This window comes from Peptoclostridium litorale DSM 5388, assembly GCF_900141635.1.
GTDB classification, from domain to species: Bacteria; Bacillota; Clostridia; order Peptostreptococcales; family Peptostreptococcaceae; genus Peptoclostridium; species Peptoclostridium litorale.
On sequence record NZ_FSRH01000011.1, the window covers coordinates 23,279 to 43,126 of the forward strand.

General features: G+C 40.4%; 22 protein-coding genes and 1 tRNA gene. 17 read left to right on the top strand and 6 right to left on the bottom strand.

Annotated features, from left to right (window positions below; translation table 11 throughout):
* Positions 1-15: 15 nt before the first annotated feature.
* Entirely contained in the window at positions 16-378 is a 363-nt protein-coding gene (locus tag BUQ87_RS10570; protein WP_038264397.1) for a flagellar protein FlaG, read from the top strand.
* A gap of 140 nt (positions 379-518) precedes the next feature.
* Here the strand turns inward: BUQ87_RS10570 and BUQ87_RS10575 are convergent, their stop codons facing one another.
* Positions 519-2,528 carry a methyl-accepting chemotaxis protein gene (locus BUQ87_RS10575; RefSeq protein WP_038264395.1) on the bottom strand — a complete coding sequence of 670 codons (2,010 nt, stop codon included), beginning with the start codon at positions 2,526-2,528 and terminating at the stop codon, positions 519-521.
* A 596-nt stretch (positions 2,529-3,124) separates the two neighbouring features.
* Here BUQ87_RS10575 and BUQ87_RS10580 point away from each other — a divergent pair.
* The 3 genes from BUQ87_RS10580 to BUQ87_RS10590 all read left to right on the top strand — a co-directional run bounded on the left by BUQ87_RS10580 (position 3,125) and on the right by BUQ87_RS10590 (position 5,171).
* Complete coding sequence (locus BUQ87_RS10580) at positions 3,125-3,637, top strand: ECF transporter S component (protein ID WP_052636091.1); 513 nt, start codon at positions 3,125-3,127, stop codon at positions 3,635-3,637.
* Positions 3,627-4,349 (top strand): hypothetical protein, encoded by a 723-nt coding sequence (locus BUQ87_RS10585; RefSeq protein ID WP_038264392.1) that lies wholly within the window; start codon positions 3,627-3,629, stop codon positions 4,347-4,349. The genes BUQ87_RS10580 and BUQ87_RS10585 overlap by 11 nt, the downstream gene beginning before the upstream one ends.
* 213 nt (positions 4,350-4,562) lie before the next feature.
* Complete coding sequence (locus BUQ87_RS10590) at positions 4,563-5,171, top strand: YdcF family protein (RefSeq protein WP_074210101.1); 609 nt, start codon at positions 4,563-4,565, stop codon at positions 5,169-5,171.
* A gap of 31 nt (positions 5,172-5,202) precedes the next feature.
* On the opposite strand, the gene BUQ87_RS10595 is transcribed toward BUQ87_RS10590, so the two are convergent.
* Positions 5,203-5,913: an FAD-dependent oxidoreductase gene (locus tag BUQ87_RS10595; protein WP_038264389.1), complete on the bottom strand. Its 711-nt coding sequence runs from the start codon at positions 5,911-5,913 to the stop codon at positions 5,203-5,205.
* 725 nt (positions 5,914-6,638) lie between these two features.
* Between BUQ87_RS10595 and BUQ87_RS10605 the strand changes: the two genes are divergently transcribed.
* Positions 6,639-7,397 carry an alpha/beta fold hydrolase gene (locus BUQ87_RS10605; RefSeq protein ID WP_038264383.1) on the top strand — a complete coding sequence of 253 codons (759 nt, stop codon included), beginning with the start codon at positions 6,639-6,641 and terminating at the stop codon, positions 7,395-7,397.
* A gap of 376 nt (positions 7,398-7,773) precedes the next feature.
* Here the strand turns inward: BUQ87_RS10605 and BUQ87_RS10615 are convergent, their stop codons facing one another.
* The 3 genes from BUQ87_RS10615 to BUQ87_RS10625 all read right to left on the bottom strand — a co-directional run bounded on the left by BUQ87_RS10615 (position 7,774) and on the right by BUQ87_RS10625 (position 10,269).
* A complete protein-coding gene (locus tag BUQ87_RS10615) occupies positions 7,774-7,986 on the bottom strand; it encodes a hypothetical protein (protein WP_038264380.1) in 213 nt (70 codons plus the stop codon).
* Between the two features lie 255 nt (positions 7,987-8,241).
* Complete coding sequence (locus BUQ87_RS10620; RefSeq protein WP_038264378.1) at positions 8,242-9,333, bottom strand: D-alanine--D-alanine ligase family protein; 1,092 nt, start codon at positions 9,331-9,333, stop codon at positions 8,242-8,244.
* A gap of 546 nt (positions 9,334-9,879) precedes the next feature.
* Entirely contained in the window at positions 9,880-10,269 is a 390-nt protein-coding gene (locus BUQ87_RS10625) for a DUF302 domain-containing protein (protein ID WP_038264375.1), read from the bottom strand.
* A gap of 163 nt (positions 10,270-10,432) precedes the next feature.
* Here BUQ87_RS10625 and BUQ87_RS10630 point away from each other — a divergent pair, with 163 nt between their 5' ends.
* The 12 genes from BUQ87_RS10630 to iadA all read left to right on the top strand — a co-directional run bounded on the left by BUQ87_RS10630 (position 10,433) and on the right by iadA (position 19,005).
* Positions 10,433-11,146, top strand: coding sequence for a hypothetical protein (locus tag BUQ87_RS10630; RefSeq protein ID WP_052636089.1), 714 nt, complete (start codon positions 10,433-10,435; stop codon positions 11,144-11,146).
* Positions 11,147-11,164: 18 nt separating this feature from the next.
* Positions 11,165-11,395 carry an SHOCT domain-containing protein gene (locus BUQ87_RS10635; RefSeq protein WP_052636088.1) on the top strand — a complete coding sequence of 77 codons (231 nt, stop codon included), beginning with the start codon at positions 11,165-11,167 and terminating at the stop codon, positions 11,393-11,395.
* 28 nt (positions 11,396-11,423) lie between these two features.
* Positions 11,424-12,056 (top strand): HAD family hydrolase, encoded by a 633-nt coding sequence (locus BUQ87_RS15425; RefSeq protein WP_200774461.1) that lies wholly within the window; start codon positions 11,424-11,426, stop codon positions 12,054-12,056.
* Positions 12,046-13,263: a heavy metal translocating P-type ATPase gene (locus tag BUQ87_RS10640; RefSeq protein ID WP_200774462.1), complete on the top strand. Its 1,218-nt coding sequence runs from the start codon at positions 12,046-12,048 to the stop codon at positions 13,261-13,263. Before BUQ87_RS15425 ends, BUQ87_RS10640 begins: the two co-directional genes overlap by 11 nt.
* A gap of 50 nt (positions 13,264-13,313) precedes the next feature.
* A complete protein-coding gene (locus BUQ87_RS10645) occupies positions 13,314-13,748 on the top strand; it encodes a DUF2703 domain-containing protein (RefSeq protein ID WP_038264372.1) in 435 nt (144 codons plus the stop codon).
* A 274-nt stretch (positions 13,749-14,022) separates the two neighbouring features.
* Positions 14,023-14,098: transfer RNA gene (locus BUQ87_RS10650), tRNA-Met, on the top strand.
* Between the two features lie 236 nt (positions 14,099-14,334).
* Positions 14,335-14,562 carry a hypothetical protein gene (locus tag BUQ87_RS10655; RefSeq protein ID WP_038264369.1) on the top strand — a complete coding sequence of 76 codons (228 nt, stop codon included), beginning with the start codon at positions 14,335-14,337 and terminating at the stop codon, positions 14,560-14,562.
* 60 nt (positions 14,563-14,622) lie between these two features.
* Positions 14,623-14,943, top strand: coding sequence for a YbjQ family protein (locus tag BUQ87_RS10660; RefSeq protein ID WP_038264366.1), 321 nt, complete (start codon positions 14,623-14,625; stop codon positions 14,941-14,943).
* Positions 14,944-15,259: 316 nt separating this feature from the next.
* Entirely contained in the window at positions 15,260-17,110 is a 1,851-nt protein-coding gene (locus tag BUQ87_RS10665) for a TolB-like translocation protein (RefSeq protein ID WP_038264363.1), read from the top strand.
* A 221-nt stretch (positions 17,111-17,331) separates the two neighbouring features.
* Positions 17,332-17,532: a cold-shock protein gene (locus BUQ87_RS10670; RefSeq protein ID WP_038264360.1), complete on the top strand. Its 201-nt coding sequence runs from the start codon at positions 17,332-17,334 to the stop codon at positions 17,530-17,532.
* Positions 17,533-17,605: 73 nt separating this feature from the next.
* Positions 17,606-17,827: a hypothetical protein gene (locus BUQ87_RS10675; protein WP_038264358.1), complete on the top strand. Its 222-nt coding sequence runs from the start codon at positions 17,606-17,608 to the stop codon at positions 17,825-17,827.
* A 17-nt stretch (positions 17,828-17,844) separates the two neighbouring features.
* Complete coding sequence (gene iadA / locus BUQ87_RS10680) at positions 17,845-19,005, top strand: beta-aspartyl-peptidase (protein WP_143182459.1); 1,161 nt, start codon at positions 17,845-17,847, stop codon at positions 19,003-19,005.
* An 85-nt stretch (positions 19,006-19,090) separates the two neighbouring features.
* Here iadA and cuyB read toward each other — a convergent pair whose 3' ends face one another.
* A complete protein-coding gene (gene cuyB / locus BUQ87_RS10685) occupies positions 19,091-19,789 on the bottom strand; it encodes a cysteate racemase (RefSeq protein WP_038264355.1) in 699 nt (232 codons plus the stop codon).
* Positions 19,790-19,848 lie beyond the last annotated feature (59 nt).

Below are 19,848 nucleotides of genomic sequence, written 5' to 3' on the forward strand. Positions count from 1 at the left end.
GAGGAGATAAGTAGCATGAGACTAGGTGGGGCGGCAGTAAGCAGTAGCATGACTTCGAAAAAAAATGAAATTTATTATTCCAGAAACATTTCACCTGAAAAAACGGATGTGTTTAATCAAGCAAAAAGAAATAAAAATCAGGCGGCATATCCAGGTGAAAAAAAGCTTATAGAAGCTGTAGAAAAGGAAAATCCAGATATTATGGGCATTAGCACAAATCTTGAATTTTCAGTACATAAGAAGACAAAGCAGATAATGGTCAAGATAGTAGACTCGAATACAAAAGAGGTTTTAAAGGAGCTGCCGTCTGAAAAGATACTGGACATGGCGGCGCACATGATGGAGAAAGCTGGGATATTCATAGACAAAAAAGCTTGATGAGCGCTTTTGGACAAAGTGAGCAAAATTCAAAGGAATTGAATTTGCAGACAGAGATTTTTACAAAAAAATTGAGAAAAAGGGAAGCATCAATTATGCGGGGGATAATTGATGCTTTTGCTTTTCATGCATTCATGTGCTTATTTTATTTTGAACTTATCAACTGTATTTTGAAGGTCTACAGACAGACTCTCTAAATTCTGAGAGTGGGATGAAAGCTCTTCCATGGATGCCAGCTGCTCTTCTGTAGCTGCAGAGACCTCCTGAGTGGCTGCGGAAGACTGCTGTGCTGCCAAGGCTATGTTTTCTACAATAAGAACCATTTCATCTTTTGCATTTAGCATTTCATTGTTGTCATCTTGTATGGCGGTAATATTGCCCCCTAAAAGATCTATGGAGTTTGATATATCCTTGAATATGGAATTTGTCTCCTCGACCGCTTTATTTTGCTCCTGCACAACCTCATTTGCCTTTTCTATGGCGGATACGGCTGACCTTGTCTTGTTTTGGATTGCCCCTATTATCTCTTTTATCGTTCCGGCCGACATTGCCGATTCTTCAGCAAGTTTTCTTACCTCATCAGCTACCACGGCAAATCCCTTTCCGTGTTCTCCCGCCCTGGCCGCCTCGATGTTTGCATTGAGGGCAAGCAGGTTTGTCTGGCTGGATATCGCCATTATTGCTTCGAGTATTGTTCCTATGCCCTCTGCGCTTTCAGCTACTTCGGCTACTATGGATGCTACTTCCTGCGACATCTCATTGCTCTGGATACTTTTTTCATTGAGTTTTTTAACTATGTCAAAGCCATTTTCTGCAAGTGCATTAGTCCTTCTGGAAACGGATTTCATGTTTTCTGAGTCGCGAGTAACCTTTTCGATTATGGATGCTATATCATTCATTTTGCATGTACCATTTTGAGTGTCAGTTGCCTGGGACTCAGCGCCTTTTGAAACCTCGTCAATTGTCTTTGAGACTTCCCCAGCGGCTTCTGCCGACTGAACTGATATTTGTGAAAGAGTGACTGCCGATTCGTTTACAGTGTGAGCCGAAACACTTATGTCTTTTAGCAATTTATTCAAATCCGTCTGCAGACGGTCAATTGCCTTTGCAAGCTGTCCGAACTCGTCATTTCTCTCCATATATGACTTGGGCACTTGACTTGTGAAGTCTCCAGTGGCTAAGGTCTCCAAATGTCTAACCCCTGTGCCGAGTGGAGTGGATATCATTCTGGCTATGAAAAGAGCTAGTATTACTGCTACTATGGAACCTATTAAAATACTTATGATTACAGATTTTTTTATGACATTCGTATCCTCGAGCAGCTCTTCTTTTTCCATAAAGGCGAACAGCTTCCAGCCCGTTTTTTCAGCCGTTACAAATGTGAGAAACTTATCTTGGCCATTGTATATGTACTCTGTAAATCCACTTTCATTTGACTTTAATTCTTCCCAGACTCCCAGCTTTTCAGCCAGAGCTGTCCCAATCAGAGAAGACTCCTTATGCGCCAAAGTGAGTCCATTGGAATCAAGGACTGTTATGGCCCCACGTCGGCCTATGGTAGTTTTTGATATTTGAGATGAAAGCGTTGAAAGGTCGACGTCTATGGCAGCAACTCCGGCAATGTTGCCGCCGCCGTCAACTACGGCCTTTGCCAGCGAAATTATCAGCTTGCCAGTAAACTCATCAGTATAGGGATCTGTCCATATGACTTGTCCCTTGCTTGATACGGCATCTTTATACCAAGGCCTTTGCCTGGGGTCATAATCCTGCGAAAAGTCCTGGGCGGGATGAATGTGTATTGCGCCATCCTTGTCCCCAAAATATGTAGACAAGATTTCGCTGTTGCTGCTTTTGACGCTCTTTAAAACTTCATTTCCCGAAAACGCATCAAAGTTTTTTATATTTTCGTTATCGGTTATTGAAACAAGCTGTACTTCCATTTTACTTAAAAACTGGTCAACATATTTTTCGGTTTCGGATATAGCCTGCTGGGCTGTCGTGGAGAGCTTGTTTTCCAAAAGATTAAATGATATCTTGTTTGAAAAATATCCAAATACGCCTAGCTGAAGCACCATTGAAATTAGTATCATTGCGATGATTTTGTTTTTTATGCTGTGCATACCTCTGTTGTTTTTAATTTTTCTTGTCATAATTCCTCCCAGGTATTTAGTTGTAAATATTCTGATGTTAAAAACTGCCAAATTGCATTGCTGCATTAGGTATTTGAAATTTACTTTGCACTAAATGCCATGCCTCCTCTCTTTGCAGTTTAATATTTTGCTGTGAAAAAATAAGGGATCCCCCATTATAGGTACAAGTGCAATTAGGGGAAACAAAGCGTGCTCTGTAGCGATACAAATATACCGTATACAAAGACAAATATAGCATTAAAATATTATACTTGTCAAAAATTAGTTTTCAATTTTATTTAGCCCGTGAAGTTGTTAAAGTTATCGCCGAATAAAAGGAAATACTGTAGTTGCGATTTTTATTGATACTCTTCAGATTTCAACCAATTTTCGGCTTCGGCAATACTGCTGAAATAAGATGAGACTATCCGGTTGTCCATGCACCTGCATATCTCTGATTTTACAAGCGATTTGGGGAATACGACCGTTGTAAAGGAGCTCCAACTGTGCTTTACTGTATAAATGTTATTGTTGGCTTATTTATTTTTGAATTGAAATGAGCCGCATAAAAGAATATACTTATTGAGTGACAATTTAGGACAAGAAAGGTGGTAAAAATGAACAGCAAGACTAAAAGACTCGTGATTATGGGGATGTTCATAGCCCTGAGCTTTGTGGGGGCGTACATTAAAATACCAAGCCCTATCCAGAGCATAGCGCTGGATTCAATGCCGGCGTATCTTGGAGGACTGGTTTTGGGAGGATTGCCGGGAGGAGTTATAGCGTTCATAGGACATATGCTGACTTCGGCAAATACGGGATTTCCCCTGTCGCTACCGGTACATTTGATAATAGGAGTTATGATGTTCATATCGGTATACGCATACAGCATTACATACAAGTGGACTAATATATTTGTGGCGTCGGCTGTTGGAATCATATTAAACGGGGCTGGAGCACCTATTGCGCTTACTCTGCTTCCACAGTTCGGAGGGGGATTCTTTGCAGGAATAGCTCCGTTTTTGCTGCTTGCAAGCGCAATCAACATAATTTTTGCAGCGGCAGTGTTCAAGTCGCTTGAAAAAACATCGCTTGCAGGAAAAAGAGGGTTTGGCGGCTATGGAAAATAAGCACAGGGATGTCGATTTTTTAGGGATTGGCTGCGGCAAGCTCGTAGTTGTGGCCTGCGATTCATGCGGGGCCATAGGACTCAAGGAAAACGACATTGTAAAGGTTCCATGCCACATCACGGGGAAATACACTGCGAGGGTGTGTATTATGGAAGTTCTTTCGACAGGGGCGGATATTGCGGGGATTACTGTAAGCATATGCAATGAGCCTGATCCCACAGGAGATGAAATTATAAAGGGAATAAGAGACGAACTGGGCGAAATAGGGGCTGAGATTCCAGTTACAGTAAGCACTGAAAAAAACATGGAGACTTCAATGACCGCACTGGGAGTAACCGCGATTGGAGCCATTTGTGAGGAAGATGTGCTTATGCACAGGGTGAAAAGCGGAGATTATGTATATGCAATAGGTGTTCCCAGCGTGGGTGAAGAAGTATTGGCAAATGAAAAGTCTATAGCAAATGCAAGTCTTGTGCTAAGGCTTTTAAAGCTAGAAAATGTAAGGGAGATAATACCTGTTGGATCGTCTGGAATAAAAGGTGAGCTTGCGGGTCTGTCCAAGGCTGAAGGCCTGGAGATAGAGTATGTAAAAAACCTGCATATAGAAATTGAAAAATCGGCAGGGCCTTGCACAGCGGTGATTGTAATAAGCTACGGAACCATAAGTGATGAAATTGGATGCCCAGTCAATCTGGTAGGAAAGATAATTTGATAGAGCTGTCTCGGCAAGGATGTTAATATTCCTGCTGAGAATGGCTCTTTTTCATTTCTTAAAATTATATTAAAAACTCTCAAAAGCCAACAATTGCAGCTGATATCGTTATAATATATTAATCAGGCGGGACTGAGAAGATATGCCAATATCCGGTGACAAATGGAAACAGGCGCTGGATATAAGCATAGAATATGGTTTTGGGGTGAAAATATGAATAAATCGATTGTTTGGAGAAAAATCAAGACGGTGCTGGCATATACGTTTTTAGCGTGGCTGATATCCTTTTTTATAATGGAAGGGGCGATATACCTCGGCGGTAAGGAAGATGAGCCTGAAAATCCGGACTATATAATAGTGCTGGGTGCCGGCCTCAGGGGAAAGACTCCCTCGCTCACACTCTTGGACAGGCTGAGGAAATGCCTGGAGTATGCCAATGAAAATGAAACGGCGGTAATAATAGTTACTGGGGGACAGGGAAAAGGAGAGGACATAACAGAGGCCAGTGCAATGAAAAAATACCTTGTTGACAGGGGAATAGACGAAAGTCGCATAGTGAAAGAGGAAAAATCAACAAGCACTGTTGAAAACATAAAGTTTGCAAAAAAAATAATGGAAGACATGGATGGAAAGAGCGTACACAGCGCAGTAATAATATCAAACAGGTTCCACCTTTTAAGGGCTAAGGCTATAGCGAAAGAGTTTAAAATTCTTCCATATGGACTGCCGTCGGTGACAAGGGCCTACCTGGCGCCAAAATACTATGTAAGGGAGTATTTCGCAATGCTCAAACTCGCTATTAACATGAGTCAGGGGCTGTGAAAAGCCCTCATACAGCCCCTGTAAAAATGACTTAATATCCAAAGAACGGATCATTTACAATATTTGATCGCGATATGCCAAGTGACTTGAGCTGCTTTCTCACTGCCATTATCATGGCTGGGCTTCCAGATAGGAAGTACATGGCGCTGTTTCCGTGGTTTTGAACAAAAGATTCAATTTCAAAATTGAAACTGATCCTGTCGGTTACAAAAGCTGAATTGAAATTGGGGATGTCATTTTGGGCATCCTCAATTTCTTTTTTGTATGCAAAACTGCCTCTGCTGTCGGAAAAAATCAATTTGGCGGATGGAAAAGCCCTGCATTCAAGCTGAATATTTTTTATAAGAGCCCTCACAGGTGTTATGCCTATTCCTCCAGCTATCATTGCTGTAGGCCTTTCATAATCCCTTATGTAAAACCATCCGAAAGGTCCGCTCATGTTCATGGGCTCCCCGGGCTTTAATTCTATTAGTGCCTGCTTGAAGCTGCTGGGGCTATCGCCTACTCGAGTGGAAATCATTATCTTGCCCTCGCTTTTTACTGAAGCTATGCTGAATGCGCGAAAGCTCTTGCCGTGAATTTTCTTGTCGGGGAAAGTGAATATGGCGTGCTGTCCGGGAATCCAATACACATGGTTGTAAAAACCAAACTCAAAAGTGTATATGTCCCCGACTTCCAGCCTCGATTCCCTAAGATATATGTCGCTCTTTTTAAACAGTCCCTTAAAATCTTTCGACCTCAAATTAAACCCTCCTTTGAGTAGAAGTAGCCCGTAAACCCATTACATATGCATTGGCTGTGAAAATATTCTGATACTCTATTTATTCACTATAATTTGGATTGTATTCACCCTAATGGATAAAAAAAGCTGCCTGAAGAATGTGCACCAAAAATATATAGATTCTATTAGAAATTTACTGAAAACTATTGACAAAAAGCTATAAAAGTAATATTATTAAAGTGTAACCATTACAAAATGGTAATAATCACAGAAGTGAATACGCCACTCCTTTTCATGATTAATATATTGAAAAGATTTATACAAAACCCCGAATTTAAAAGGTTTAACAGCCAACCTCAAAAGACAAAGGGACTGCAGATGCTGCAGTCCCTTTGTCTTTTGAGGTTGCATATTTTGTGTAATGGAAAATATTCAATTTCAGGGCTTGATAATGCCAAGATATGGAGAGTCCTTATTTTTATACAAAAAGAGGCAAAAGGCACGGCTTTCAATTTGGGCCATGCGATAACTGTTTTGTAAGCTTTATTTGCAAAAAACACTGTACAGTAGCTGCAATTATTATGATTCCAGTTATAGAAAGAGGGTATTTAAGAATTAAATATTAATAGAAATAGGCGATTTTTACATGGGACAGTTTTGAGGTTTAAAGTCTGTGATATTTACAAGTCCACAGCACATATAAGGCTTTTTGAATGCCTGTGAATCAAAAGGAGGATATTTGAATTATGGGAAATTTGAACATGGATAAAAGGACAATCAATGACAATTTCAAGGACAACGGGACTATAGTTATAATTCACTCGGCTTTTCTAAACAGCAAAATACTACAGGATTTTGCATGTGAACTTTCCAAACTGTATGAAAAGCAGATTTTCATTCTAGACCTGCCGGGGCACATTGAGGGAATGGGTGAAGGGGAATACAGCGCAGCCGGCTATGCGCAGAAGGTAAAAGAATACCTAAATGAGCATAAGGCTTCGGGTGAAATTTCAAAAGATGACATACATATCATAGGATGGTCCATGGGAGGGTCAATAGGCCTGCAGCTGGCGCTAGATAAATACCAAGGAGTGACAATGCTGACAATGCTAAGCTCTTCATCCAATTGGACATTCCCGGATATACCAAAAGAGGTTTTTCTTGAAACGCTCACTAGTGTTATAAGTGCGGAGATAGGCGAGAAGAATAGAGCAAGGCTTATGGATTCAATTTCTGGCATGCTGGCGCCTATTGACACTTGCATGTGCGACCTTAAGACTCTTCAGACATTTGACGTTTTAGATTCACTGGAAAGTTTGGAAATGCCGGTGCAGCTTATAGCGGGAAGCGTTGACACCATATCCCCTTTGGCGGATCAAATGGTCATGTTTGAAAAAATACCTGACATATCCATTATGATCATAAGCAATATGGGGCATTTTCTGCCGCTTGAAAGGCCAAAAGATGTTGCATACATGGTGAAGGCCTGGACTTCTGAAAGATAGAAGTTGAATAGTTGAACCTGCATGGGCAAAGCTGGATAAAATTGTATATAAAAGACCAATGTAAATTAGAAGTGTCGTATCCTCTTTGTTTTCGGCTATGTCTTCGATATCTTTGCTCTTAATCTCTACATCTGTGTGCGTACAGTAAAATATAATGTAATATTTGTGCTTTGGTAAGCATTAAAATCAATATCTGAAATCGGCACATGGTAGCAGTCGACATCCAACCGTTTGACTAAATAAAGTGAAATAAGTTTGGTTACGACCCAAAAATTCCGCTTTAACTGATTTTTATTAATATAAAACAAAAGCCAACGCATCAAATATGCGTTGGCGGATTGTAAAAAGTAGGCTTTCCAGCGGAAATCCGGCATGACTAACCCGCAAAAAACATAGTTATGCCGAATCCAGAAAGAAATATTCCTATAGCTATGTAGAATATGGAAGTTATCCTGTCTCCGAATATTCTTCTCATTGACTTTGCTTTTCTGGCTCCCCAGAAAAAGCGAGGCTTTTTGACTGCTCCTAGTATTGCAAAAATACCTATTGCTATGAAAAAGAGTCCTTTTGCTATTCCTTCTAAATACAAGATATATTACCTCCTTGATTTTTCAACAGCAATAGAAATTATAACATGGCTTTATATGGAGAACAATACTTAATGGATTAACTATTTGCGTGTGCGAGTTTGAAACAGTGTCAATCGCCTGCCCGGTTGCTTGCAATATTTGCACTACAAGGTTCAATATCAATAAAAAAGGACGGGCATAGCAGCCCGTCCTTTTTTATTGATATTCATTTGAATTAAATCCCTGTTTTTAAAGCGGTGAACACATATGCCTAACTAGCAGCATGCATATGCACTTGATTTTGCGTGGTTTTCCATTGCAACGCTTATAAGCTTGTCTATAAGGTCCGTGTATGCGATTCCCGTAGCCTCCCAAAGCTTTGGATACATGCTCGACTTTGTGAAGCCTGGCATTGTGTTTATTTCATTCAGATATATGTTTCCGGTTTCATTTTCTATGAAAAAGTCTATTCTGGATATTCCGTTGCCGTCAATGGCCTTGAATGCCTTTTTGGCAAGGTCGCTGATAATGCTTATTTGATCAGGGTTTACATTCGCAGGGATTATTGTCTCCGATTCCTTTGCTAGGTATTTTGCATCATAGCTGTAAAAGTCTGCGCACGATATTGCCTCGCCCGGGGCTGAAACTTTTATGTCTCCGTCTTCAAGAACTGCGACTTCTATTTCACGAACGTCAAGTCCCTTTTCTATTACTATTTTCTTGTCGAATGAGAATGCGATTTCCATTCCTTCGATGAGCTCATCTCTTGTGTCTGCTTTGGATATTCCAACGCTTGAACCGAGATTGGCAGGCTTTATGAACAGAGGATATGTCAGATTGGATTCTATTCTTTCAACAATGGCGTCTTTGTTTCTTTCGAATTCATTTTTTGTAGTGCACTCGTAGTCCACCTGAGGGATTCCTTCAAACACCATGATCTTTTTGAACATGGCCTTGTCCATTGCCAGGCTCGATGCTAGGACTTTGCAGCCCACATATGGTATTTCTGCCATTTCAAGAAGTCCCTGAATAGATCCGTCTTCTCCGTAAGGTCCGTGAAGCACCGGCAGGCACACATCGATTTCCAGAAGGCTTCCGTCGCTTAGCTCTATTCCCGTCCGTCTTCCGCTTGAAGGTATTATGTTGATTTTAGCTCCCTTGATTTCATAGTCAAGCCAGTCTCCGCTTTCCATGCTTTCAGGAGAACAGTTGCAGTATGCCCATCTTCCCTCTTTTGTAATTCCTATCAGATATATGTTATACTTCTCCTTGTCCATAGCCCTGTATACAGATGCCGCAGACTTGAGCGACACGTCATGTTCCCCAGATTTACTTCCGAATATTAAACCGACATTGATCTTACCCATATTATCACCCTTTTTAATTTATTTTATTTGCATTGCCGAATATAATACATGTACCCTGTATCACCACAAGCGAGGCCTGGGATTGTACAAAATTTTAGATTTCAAAAAGCCACTATTCAGCAGTACTTCATAATTTATACCCAATTTGTTACCGGCTTAACATATAAAAGTCAAATGGTTATTATGGATGCATTGGAAAGACTATGTTTCTAGCGACTGTCAGGGATTTGTTGAATGTAGCGGCATGATTCTGGGTGTTAAAACAGGCTTATTATTTGAATGAAAAAAGGCGAATTGTTTAATTTTATGGCTCTGTTTAAAACTAAAAAATAAGAAGATTGTATATTATTATGACTACAGATTATGCTCATTTTCTTTTGTGGCGATTTTTAATAATAAAAACGATAAGAGATGCTGCTGACAAAATCATAAATATAATTGCCAACCAATCAGGTATTGATACTACAAAACGATTTGTTAATATTGTTCCTGAACTAATTCCCAATGATAATATTAAATAAAATTAATTTTGGACACTGGACTAACTTATTTAGAAGCATCTTGTATAGCTTTTTTCAAATCGGATTCTATACTCATAGCTATGTCTTGTAGACTTTTGTCTCCAAGCAGTTCAATAAGTTTTTCCGGGCGTACCATGCCTATGTACACGCTGTCATCTTTCTCATATACAACGACTTTACACGGCAAAAAATAAGCGACTTCTATATTCTTTCCAAGAACCTCAACTGCGTTTGCAGGGTTGCACACTTCCAATATTTGAACATCTCGTCCGAACTCAAACCCTTTCTCCGCAAGCTTGTCTTTAAAATTAACCTCCCATAAAACCCCGAATTTACATTTTTCCAAATGTTCCTTTATCGATTTGATTGCCTCGTAAAATGACTTTTCTGTCCTGACTTCATAATTCATCTCCATATGACATACCCCCATTGCATCTTCAGTGTAAATTGAATTTGGATTAATCATAAGTGTTATACCCTAACAGGATGCATATAATAACATTTAATTAGCATGGCAATTTAAATCGTTTTGCTTCAGGGTATATATCCATTAAAAATAGAGAAAGAGGGTGAATGTTTTGAAAGACAAGAAAAGACTTTGGGTCAGTGTCATAGTTATATCAACATTTTTATTGATGGCTTTTTCTTTTTACTCATATTCAAATTTTCTCAGAGGTCCGCTTAGAAAAGGGATGTGGCCTGCCTGGTATTCAAGTTATCAAAGCGACTCGGGCATCCTTATGAGCATTGAAGAAATCAAAAGGGAAGTAGATCGGTATATAGCAGATTTCGAAGAGGAACTTGAAATCGCAGACATATTCGTATATGAAGACAGCGACTACTATGTTTCTATTGAAGAAGCAGCCACTGGGAAAGGTGCTTTTGAGCTTCTTGTCAATCAGTATAGTGGCGTTATATATCCTGAACATGGTCCCAACATGATGTGGAATGAAAAGTATGGTATGCATGGAAGAGGGCATATTATGGGGAGACACATGCGAAGCCGTTCATTTTTCAATGAATACTCGGGATACTATAGAAATGAGGACGCTACAAAACAGATAAGCCTTGAGCTTGCGGTTGAATTAGCAACTGAGTATGTAAAAAAATATGTCGATGAAGATATGGTAGCTACAGAAGAAGGCCATGAATTTTATGGATACTATACATTACACATAAAAAAAGAAGAACAGACAGTAGGGATGCTAAGTGTAAATTACTATACTGGGGATGTGTGGTTCCATGACTGGCATGGAAAACTCATTGAAGTAATTTCACACCATGAGGATTAAAAAAAGGGAGGGCTTCATATGATGCACCATGACTATTATAGATTTATGGGAGGATGGGGATTTTTTATGATGCTAATACCGCTATTGCTTATAGGACTCATCATATATGCAGTATATCAATTAGGGGCCAGCAAAAAAAGTGATGATGTGGCCGCCAAAACCCCTGAGGATATACTCGACGAAAGATTTGCCAGAGGGGAAATAAGCGAAGAAGAATACAAGAGAATGAAAGAGGCTCTGAAAAAATGATAATCGGCAGTGTTGAGGAGGTGTAGAAATGCAGCATAACCATAGCATGCACGAGCATGGCAGCAATAAGCATTCACATCACGAAGAACATGACCACATAGCTCACCATGAAATGATGATTGAGGACTTCAAAAAAAGATTCTATATATCAATAGTCGTGACAGTTCCAATATTAATACTGTCACCAATAATACAAGAGTGGTTTGGCTTTAAAGTTGAATTTTACGGTAGCAACTATATTCTTTTTCTACTCGCATCTTTTTTATTTTTCTATGGAGGCTGGCCATTCCTTTCGGGGCTGTTTAATGAGCTAAAGGATAAATCCCCGGGAATGATGACTTTGATTGCAATGGCCATAACTGTAGCCTATGTATACAGCAGTGCGGTGGTTTTCGGGCTTGAAGGAAAGTTATTCTTTTGGGAACTGGCGACTTTGATTGATGTTATGCTGCTGGGCCACTGGATTGAAATGAAATCTGTAGTAAGCGCTTCAAATGCACTTAAAAAGCTATCAGAATTGATGCCTGATGAAGCACATCTGATAAAGGGGACTGTTGTTGTAGATATCAGTGTTAGCGAGCTTTCTGAAGGAGATGTTGTGCTGATTAAACCTGGTAAGGGAGGCTCAAAAATCAAAATCAAAAACACAATTGCTAGCTGACAGGGCGGCCTTTTGGCTTACAGTAATAGCTCTTTCGGTAGGCTTTTTAACTTTCGCAGCATGGCTTTTCGTTGGTCAGAGTATTACATTCGCTATAGAGAGAATGGCTACTGTTATGGTAATTACATGTCCTCATGCTCTTGGACTTGCCATTCCGCTTGTAGTAGCCATGTCGACTTCACTTTCCGCAAAAAACGGGCTGCTTATTAAAAATAGGTCTGCTTTTGAAAATGCCAGGAAGATAAGCGTGGTCGTATTCGACAAGACAGGCACACTTACAGAGGGAAAGTTCGGCGTCAGCTCTGTCAAGAGCACTGATGGAAACCATGATGAAAAGGAAATAATAAAATTTGCGTCGGCTCTGGAAAAAAGCTCTGAGCACCCTATTGCCAGGGGGATTTTAGAAAAGGCTCAGGAGCTGGGTATTTCTGTTCCAGATGTTTCGGATTTTGAGGCAATCAAGGGAAAAGGAGTACAGGGCATTGTCGATGGGCAAAATGTTAAAGTCGTAAGCCCCGGATATCTGAAAGAAATGGGCATGGACATTCCTGACCATGCAAAGGATGAACAGCTTACGGTTGTATTTATATTAAAAGACGAAAATATCATAGGCACAATAAGTCTTGCAGACAAGATAAGGGAGGATTCATATGAAGCGATTCAAAAGCTAAGGGAACTAGGGATCAAATGCTGGATGCTTACGGGGGACAATAATCAGATAGCCAAAAAGGTAAATGATGAGCTGAAGCTAGATGGATATTTCGCCGAAGTTCTTCCTCATGAAAAACTTGAAAAGGTGAAAGAGCTCCAATCCAAAAATGAATATGTGGCCATGACTGGAGACGGCGTAAACGATGCGCCTGCCCTTGCCCAAGCTGATGTAGGGATTGCCATAGGATCGGGAACAGACATTGCGGCGGAAACGGCAGATATAATTCTAGTGGAGAGCAATCCAAAAGATGTCACTTCACTTATACTGTTTGGAAGGGCCACATACAAAAAAATGATACAAAACCTGGTATGGGCTACTGGATATAATCTGTTTGCCATACCGCTTGCAGCTGGTGTTTTTTATAAATGGGGAATTATAATTTCACCGGCAGTTTACTTATTAATACTATGGAAAACCGCAATATTCTTATATTTCACAGCAATACCATATTATGTGTTTGTCGAATTACTTACCGTTTATTGTTATATGTGGTAGTATGGTAGCGTAATAGTAATATACAATAAATTAAAGAGGGGGCATTATGAGTGAAAATCCTTAAAATTGAATGGAAACACCTTGATGTCGCTGGGGAAACTTGCGACCGTTGTTATGACACAGGTGAGAATCTGGTTCAAGAAATAAAGAGATTGAACAGAGCTTTAAATCCAAAAGGCATTGAAGTTATACTGATTGAGACTAAGCTTGATGATTCTCAAACTTCACAATCAAACAGTATTCTATTTAATGGAGTTCCTATTGAAGAAATTCTGAATATAGAAGTATCCGAGAATCATTGTGATTCCTGCTCGACTTTGTTAGGAACTAAGACATACTGCCGAACAGTAACATATGACGGTAATGAATATGAGGATATTCCTGCAAAAGCCATCCGCCATGCAGCATATAAAATATTAGGCATTGAAGAGATAAAAACAGAAGAGAAGTCAGGATGTAGCTGTAATTGTAATAATTGTTGCTAACACAAAAATAATACATTCTATCACTAGCGCAAAACTAATCAATACAAAGGGGGGGAGAATATGAGGTTAAGCATTGTATTAACTCCATTCAGAGTTAAATTGGGATAAAATTGCATGGAGTTAATACAGGCCCAGTTTAACTTTGCCATTTTAATAATTGTCTACATTAAAATGATATTAAGAGGACATACATTTATCTGGGGAATTGTAATTTGTCGGCATATGTGTTATAATGAGTTAAGTAGAAGATGCGTTGCAGATAAATTTATAATGACGCGGGGTGGAGCAGCTGGCAGCTCGTCGGGCTCATAACCCGAAGGTCGCAGGTTCGAGTCCTGCCCCCGCAACCAAAATTGTTTAAAAAACCCCTTGGAATATCGTTTCCAAGGGGTTTTTTGATACTTGCATATTTGAGAAAAAGCATTTTTCGAAAAACGTATAATATTTAAATTTACCTTAAAAATCATCCATATTTGACAAAATAAATCTCTGAGGGTATATACTCTATATAAACAGTTAGTACTCTATGTATTAATTTTATACGCTCATGTAGTGTGGACTTTCATGAATGAGGGAGGTGTTTTGTTTGATGATAAAGATATTCAGCTGGACGATAGCCATATGCGTGGGAATGCTCTTTGTCGGATCGGCTGTAATGAGCATGGGATTTGTTGAGGCAATCATTTATTTTAATATAAGCAATATAATATGGTATGTGGGAATAATGTCCACACTCGGATTGCTGGCTGCGATAATTATCGATAGGATAAGCACCAAAAAGGAAGAGGAAAAGAGCGGATTTAAAAAATATTAAGATTTTGAGAAAGCTCAAAATATAACATAGATTTTAAAGCTGAAAAAACGGAGGAATATTATGATACTTGTAAATACTGATTATGTTCCAGGGAAAAAGATAGTTAAGACAATTGGAATAGCAAAGGGAAGCACAATAAGGGCAAAACACATAGGCAAGGACATAACTTCGGCATTCAGGCACATTGTGGGCGGGGAGATGAAGGAGTACTCGCAGATGCTCGAGGAGGCAAGGCAGATAGCCACAATGAACATGGTGAAAGAGGCGGAGTCGCTCGGAGCGAATGCCGTAATAAACATAAGATTTTCAACTTCGGCGATAATGCAGGGAGCCGCTGAAATTCTGATATACGGAACGGCTGTAGTGCTTGAGGACGAATAGTATTTGAATGGATATTGCAAAAAATCGGCAGAGAGATAATTTCTTGAAGCCGATTTTTTTATTTGCAGTAAAATAATAAACAATGCTGAAATTAAAAATTTAATATAAATTTAATATTGATATAAGGTATATATAAGATAGAAAAGTTAATATATATGATAGTATGAAATTTAGCATGAAATTTTTGTCAACGGGAACAAAGGGTATGCGAATAAAGTCTTATATTATGTTTTAATGAAATAAAGCTGTCCATATTTGGGTAATCTCTATATATGGATGACAAGGCAACATTTTTTGACGGACAGGGGTGAAACAGATGAAAAAGTTTACTATCAAAAATTACATGTTAGCCGCAGTGCTGGGAGCATTAGTGCTTATATTGATTAGAAATATTGATGCGAGCCAGGGAATAGTGGGGCAAAACCAAGATGGTCAGCCCGATGAGAGTGCAAGCAATGAGATTCTGGCACAAGTGGGATTTGGAAGCCATTTCAGCAGCTCTAAATTCACACCAAGCAGGCAAAGATTCGTAATTGCACAGTCAAGTGACAAAAACAGAATTTTTTACATAAAGCCATCTGATGAAAAAGGCATTAACGTAGGAACCAATATTAAAGGCGATGTAAAGTACAATGTGGACATATTTTTTGAGGACAAAAAGAGCAAAAAAACCGCAGTGGTTGAAAAAGGCAGACCAATGGTGAGCCTTGCCAAATTCAGCCCGGATGAAAGATATATCGCATTTTCAGGGGGCAGAAAGCTCACTGTTTTGGACATTGAAAGCGGGGAGCTGCTTTTTAAAAAGGAGACGGCTGAGGATTTTGTAAACTATTTCGGATGGGGATTTGAAGGAAACAGAATATATACGGAGTTCAAGAGAAACACAAATGGAAATATATATGATATAGAAGGCTCAAAGCTCATAATGAGTTATGAGGCGCAAGATAAAGTCTATCCAAAGGATATAATAGACGGTGAATATTTTTACTGCACAAGTAGTGGAAGCCTTATAGAAAGCGATGTGATTGATGCAGAAAGAAGCAGCAAGACGCTTATATCCTCAAAAGACGGCGCTAAGACAGTTGAGATTGCAGACGGCAGGTTCAGAGGGAGTCATAAAAAGGCTTCCATACATGTCGGGGATAATGAATTCGGACTGATTTACACTGCGGATGCAAACGGCGATGTGAAGAGGCTTTCGGAAAAGTATATATATGATGTGAAATTTGTATACGGAGGCAAGATAGCATATATAGTTCAGCATGGACATGGAACTGAGAACAAGTTCACGCTGGTTGTAGAAGATCCATCAAATGGAGATTTAGTGGAGAATAAAACTGAAATTGAAGTATCGGGAAGTTCATTTGCGACAACTCCCGACGGCAGATACGGTTTTATAGGCGGGCCGCTTGGAGAAATAGTGGATTTTAACTTAGAGTCTGTCTTGGGCAAGGAAAGGGAGCCGGGTCAGGGCAAATCGGAGGCTGAAAAGAAAGCCATATATGAAACCCTGATAGGCGGGCTTGACATATTATACAAGTATGAAATGACCGGAATTAAAGACATGGAAAGCATAGACAGGTACTATGTAGACACTGAAAATCCAACCCAGTGGGCAAATTTCGACGTAAAGACCATAATGAAAGAGAGGGAAAAGGCGGATTTTGTAAAGGGATGCGACTATGTAATGTCAATAAGGGTCGACTATGTTGAATTCGACAGCAGCGGGCAAGAACCACTGGCAAGTGTAAGACTCAGAGCATTTGGGCAGAATTCATATGGTCAAAGCTTTGGGGACGACCACTCCGTTGAACTTGTCAAAAAAGGACAGGCATGGTATATAACAGGATTTAGCACATTTCCCCAAAAGAGCGAAAGAGAAAGGGCTATGCAGGCGGCCTTGAAGTATATGAACATGGCTTCTGAAGGAAGCCTTGGAGGAATTGACTTTAAGGGGCTTGACGTAAGCCTTGGGCAGATACAGTTTTGGCGATGTGCAAGGGCGGAATTTGCGGCAGACATAGAATATGCGGACTGCTGCAAGGTGTATTTGAAGGTCAATGGAGCCAAGGGCAGGAGCGTATACAGGATGACAATGGAAAAGGCGCTTGACGGCTCATGGAGGTTCAAGGAAATAACAAACGAAAACCTCAGCGGGCTAATGTAATTCAGTAGAGGCAAAGGCTTTGGCTCTTGGTATGTTTTGGATATAGGGTGGATATTTTTGTTGCATATTAATGGTATAAGTAGTATATTATAGTTAGACTTCGATTCGAATAAAAATTAATTTTTATGTAGTTTTGTGTATATTGTACATATTGAAGAACCAATATGTGTGTCGTTTTAGGAGAATTGAAGGAAATATTAATTTTTTGGAGGACTTTAGAAATGACAAAAGGAACAGTTAAATGGTTTAACGCAGAAAAAGGATACGGATTCGTAACATCAGAAGCAGGAAGCGATGTATTCGTTCACTACTCAGCAATAGAAGTTGACGGATTCAAAACTCTTCAAGAGGGACAAGAAGTTAACTTTGAAATAGTTGACGGACCAAAAGGACCTCAAGCATCTAACGTAACAGTAGCTTAGGAGTAAAGCCGCGGCCCCATGAATGAATTCATGGGGCTTTTTATATAGAAATATATTTATGCAAGGGGAACTCATGAAAAGACTAAAATTCATAATTGTTTATACGACAAGTCTGCTAATGGGCAATGGTTTTATATACACCATTGACTTGATTGGAAAATTTCAAGGCAAAACACCATGGGCAATTAAAAATTATATTATATTCAATATAGGGGTTATACTTATAGGGATTGTGGCAGGAGCATTATCTGAAAACAAAAGGGTCAATAATTTTCTCGATAAGCTGATTTCATAATGCAAAGGGGGGCTAGCGTGATTAAAATAATAAAGAATGCAAATATATATTCGCCTGAAAATGTTGGAGCTGCCGACGTGCTTGTGGCGGGCGGAAAGATCGCCGCAGTGGGAAAAAATATAGAGGCCTCTTTTGAAGGGGCGAACATTGAGGTCATAGACGCAAGTGGAAAACTCATGATTCCGGGACTAATAGACAGGCATGTGCACATAACAGGCGGGGGCGGGGAGGCAGGATTTGCAAGCAGGACTCCGGAGATAAGGTTTTCTGACATTTCAGCATCGGGGATCACGACGGTGGTGGGCCTTTTGGGTACGGACGGAAGCGCAAGGAATGTAGAGCAGCTCTATGCAAAGGCCTGCGCCCTTGAACACGAGGGCATAAGCACATACATACTCACGGGATCATATGGCTGCCCGAGCATTACAATCACGGGCTGCGTTAAAAAGGACATGATGTTCATAGACAAGGTTGTTGGCGTGAAAATCGCGGTTTCAGACCACAGGTCGCCCCATGTCACAAAGGAGGAGCTGACAAGGCTTGCAGCAGACGCCAGGGTTGCGGGGATGCTTTCGGGAAAGCGGGGATTCGTGCACATGCACATGGGAGACGGCAAGGCAGGGCTTGACATGGTAAGCGGGATAATAAGGGACGGGGATGTTCCGATAGCACAGTTTTCTCCCACGCATGTAAATAGAAGTTCAAGGCTTTTTGAGTCGGCGCTTGAATTCGCCAAAATGGGAGGGGTTATAGACATCACCTCATCAATGGACGGAGGCGGCGATACTATAAGGGCTAGCGAGGCCGCAAGGCTGGCACTTGAGAGCGGAGTTAGCCCTGAAAACATTACAATGAGCAGCGACTCGAACGGGAGCATCCCAGAATATGATGATAAGGGAAGGCTGAAAAGCATAGGCGTTGCAGGCATTGACAGCATGAGGACAGAACTTTGCGACATGGTGAAGAATCACTCGATACCTGTTGAGACCGCGCTTAAATTCGTGACATCGAATCCGGCAAGGGCGATTGGAGCAGGGCATAAAAAGGGCAAAATAGCAAACGGGTATGATGCGGATATTGTAATAGTGGATGAAGATTTCAACGTTGAAATGGTAATGGCGAAGGGGGAAAAGCTTGTTGAAAGCGGAAAATGCGTGAAAAAGGGATTTTTCGAATAGCATATAATAGAAGGTATTCAAGGGGTAGCAAGTATTGGAAAATGCTCGCGGCCCCTTTTTAGTATATTTTGATAAATCAGAGGAATTATGACGACTTGTTTTCAAAGGCGAATTCAACGGCTTTTTTGGCCACGATGCTGAGAGGGTCAACAAAATTTCCCTCAAGGCCGTATTCGTCCATTGCGTATGAAAGTTCCGTGCATCCGAGTATGAAAACCTCCACGCCCTGCTCTTTTAGCCCTTCCATTGCATTGTAGATCATGCGGGCGCTTATATCTTTGCCTTCTTTTATGCCGTATATGAAGTCCATAACAAGCCTTTGAGAAGACTTGTCGGGCTTTAAAAGATTCACTCCGCTTGACGCGAAACACTTGTCGTAAACTCCCGACTGGCATGTCCCGTCCGTGGCCAAAAGACCCACCTTTGAGCCATCTCCAAGCTCATCAAGTATGAACTGGGCTGTCGATTCAACCATGTTTAAAAAAGGTATGCGTATGTTCCCGACTATCCTGTCGTAGAAGTAGTGTGCTGTGTTGCAGGGCATTATTATGAATTCCGCTCCCATGCTTTCAAGACGCTTTGCAGACTCTACAAGATGAGGGGTTGGGTCTTCGCCTTGCCCGAGTATGTGTAAAGTCCTGTCAGGTATTTGTGAGTTGTTGTCTATTATCTGGTGTATGTGCTCCTGGTCGCATGTCGCATTGGTCATCATTACAACCTTTTTGAAAAGGTCAACAGTTGCAAGAGGGCCCATGCCTCCAAGTATTCCAAGTTTTTTGCTCATATATGTCTCCTCCTTGCATATCATTTAAAATTGATTCTTTGACAATGAAACTATAGCAA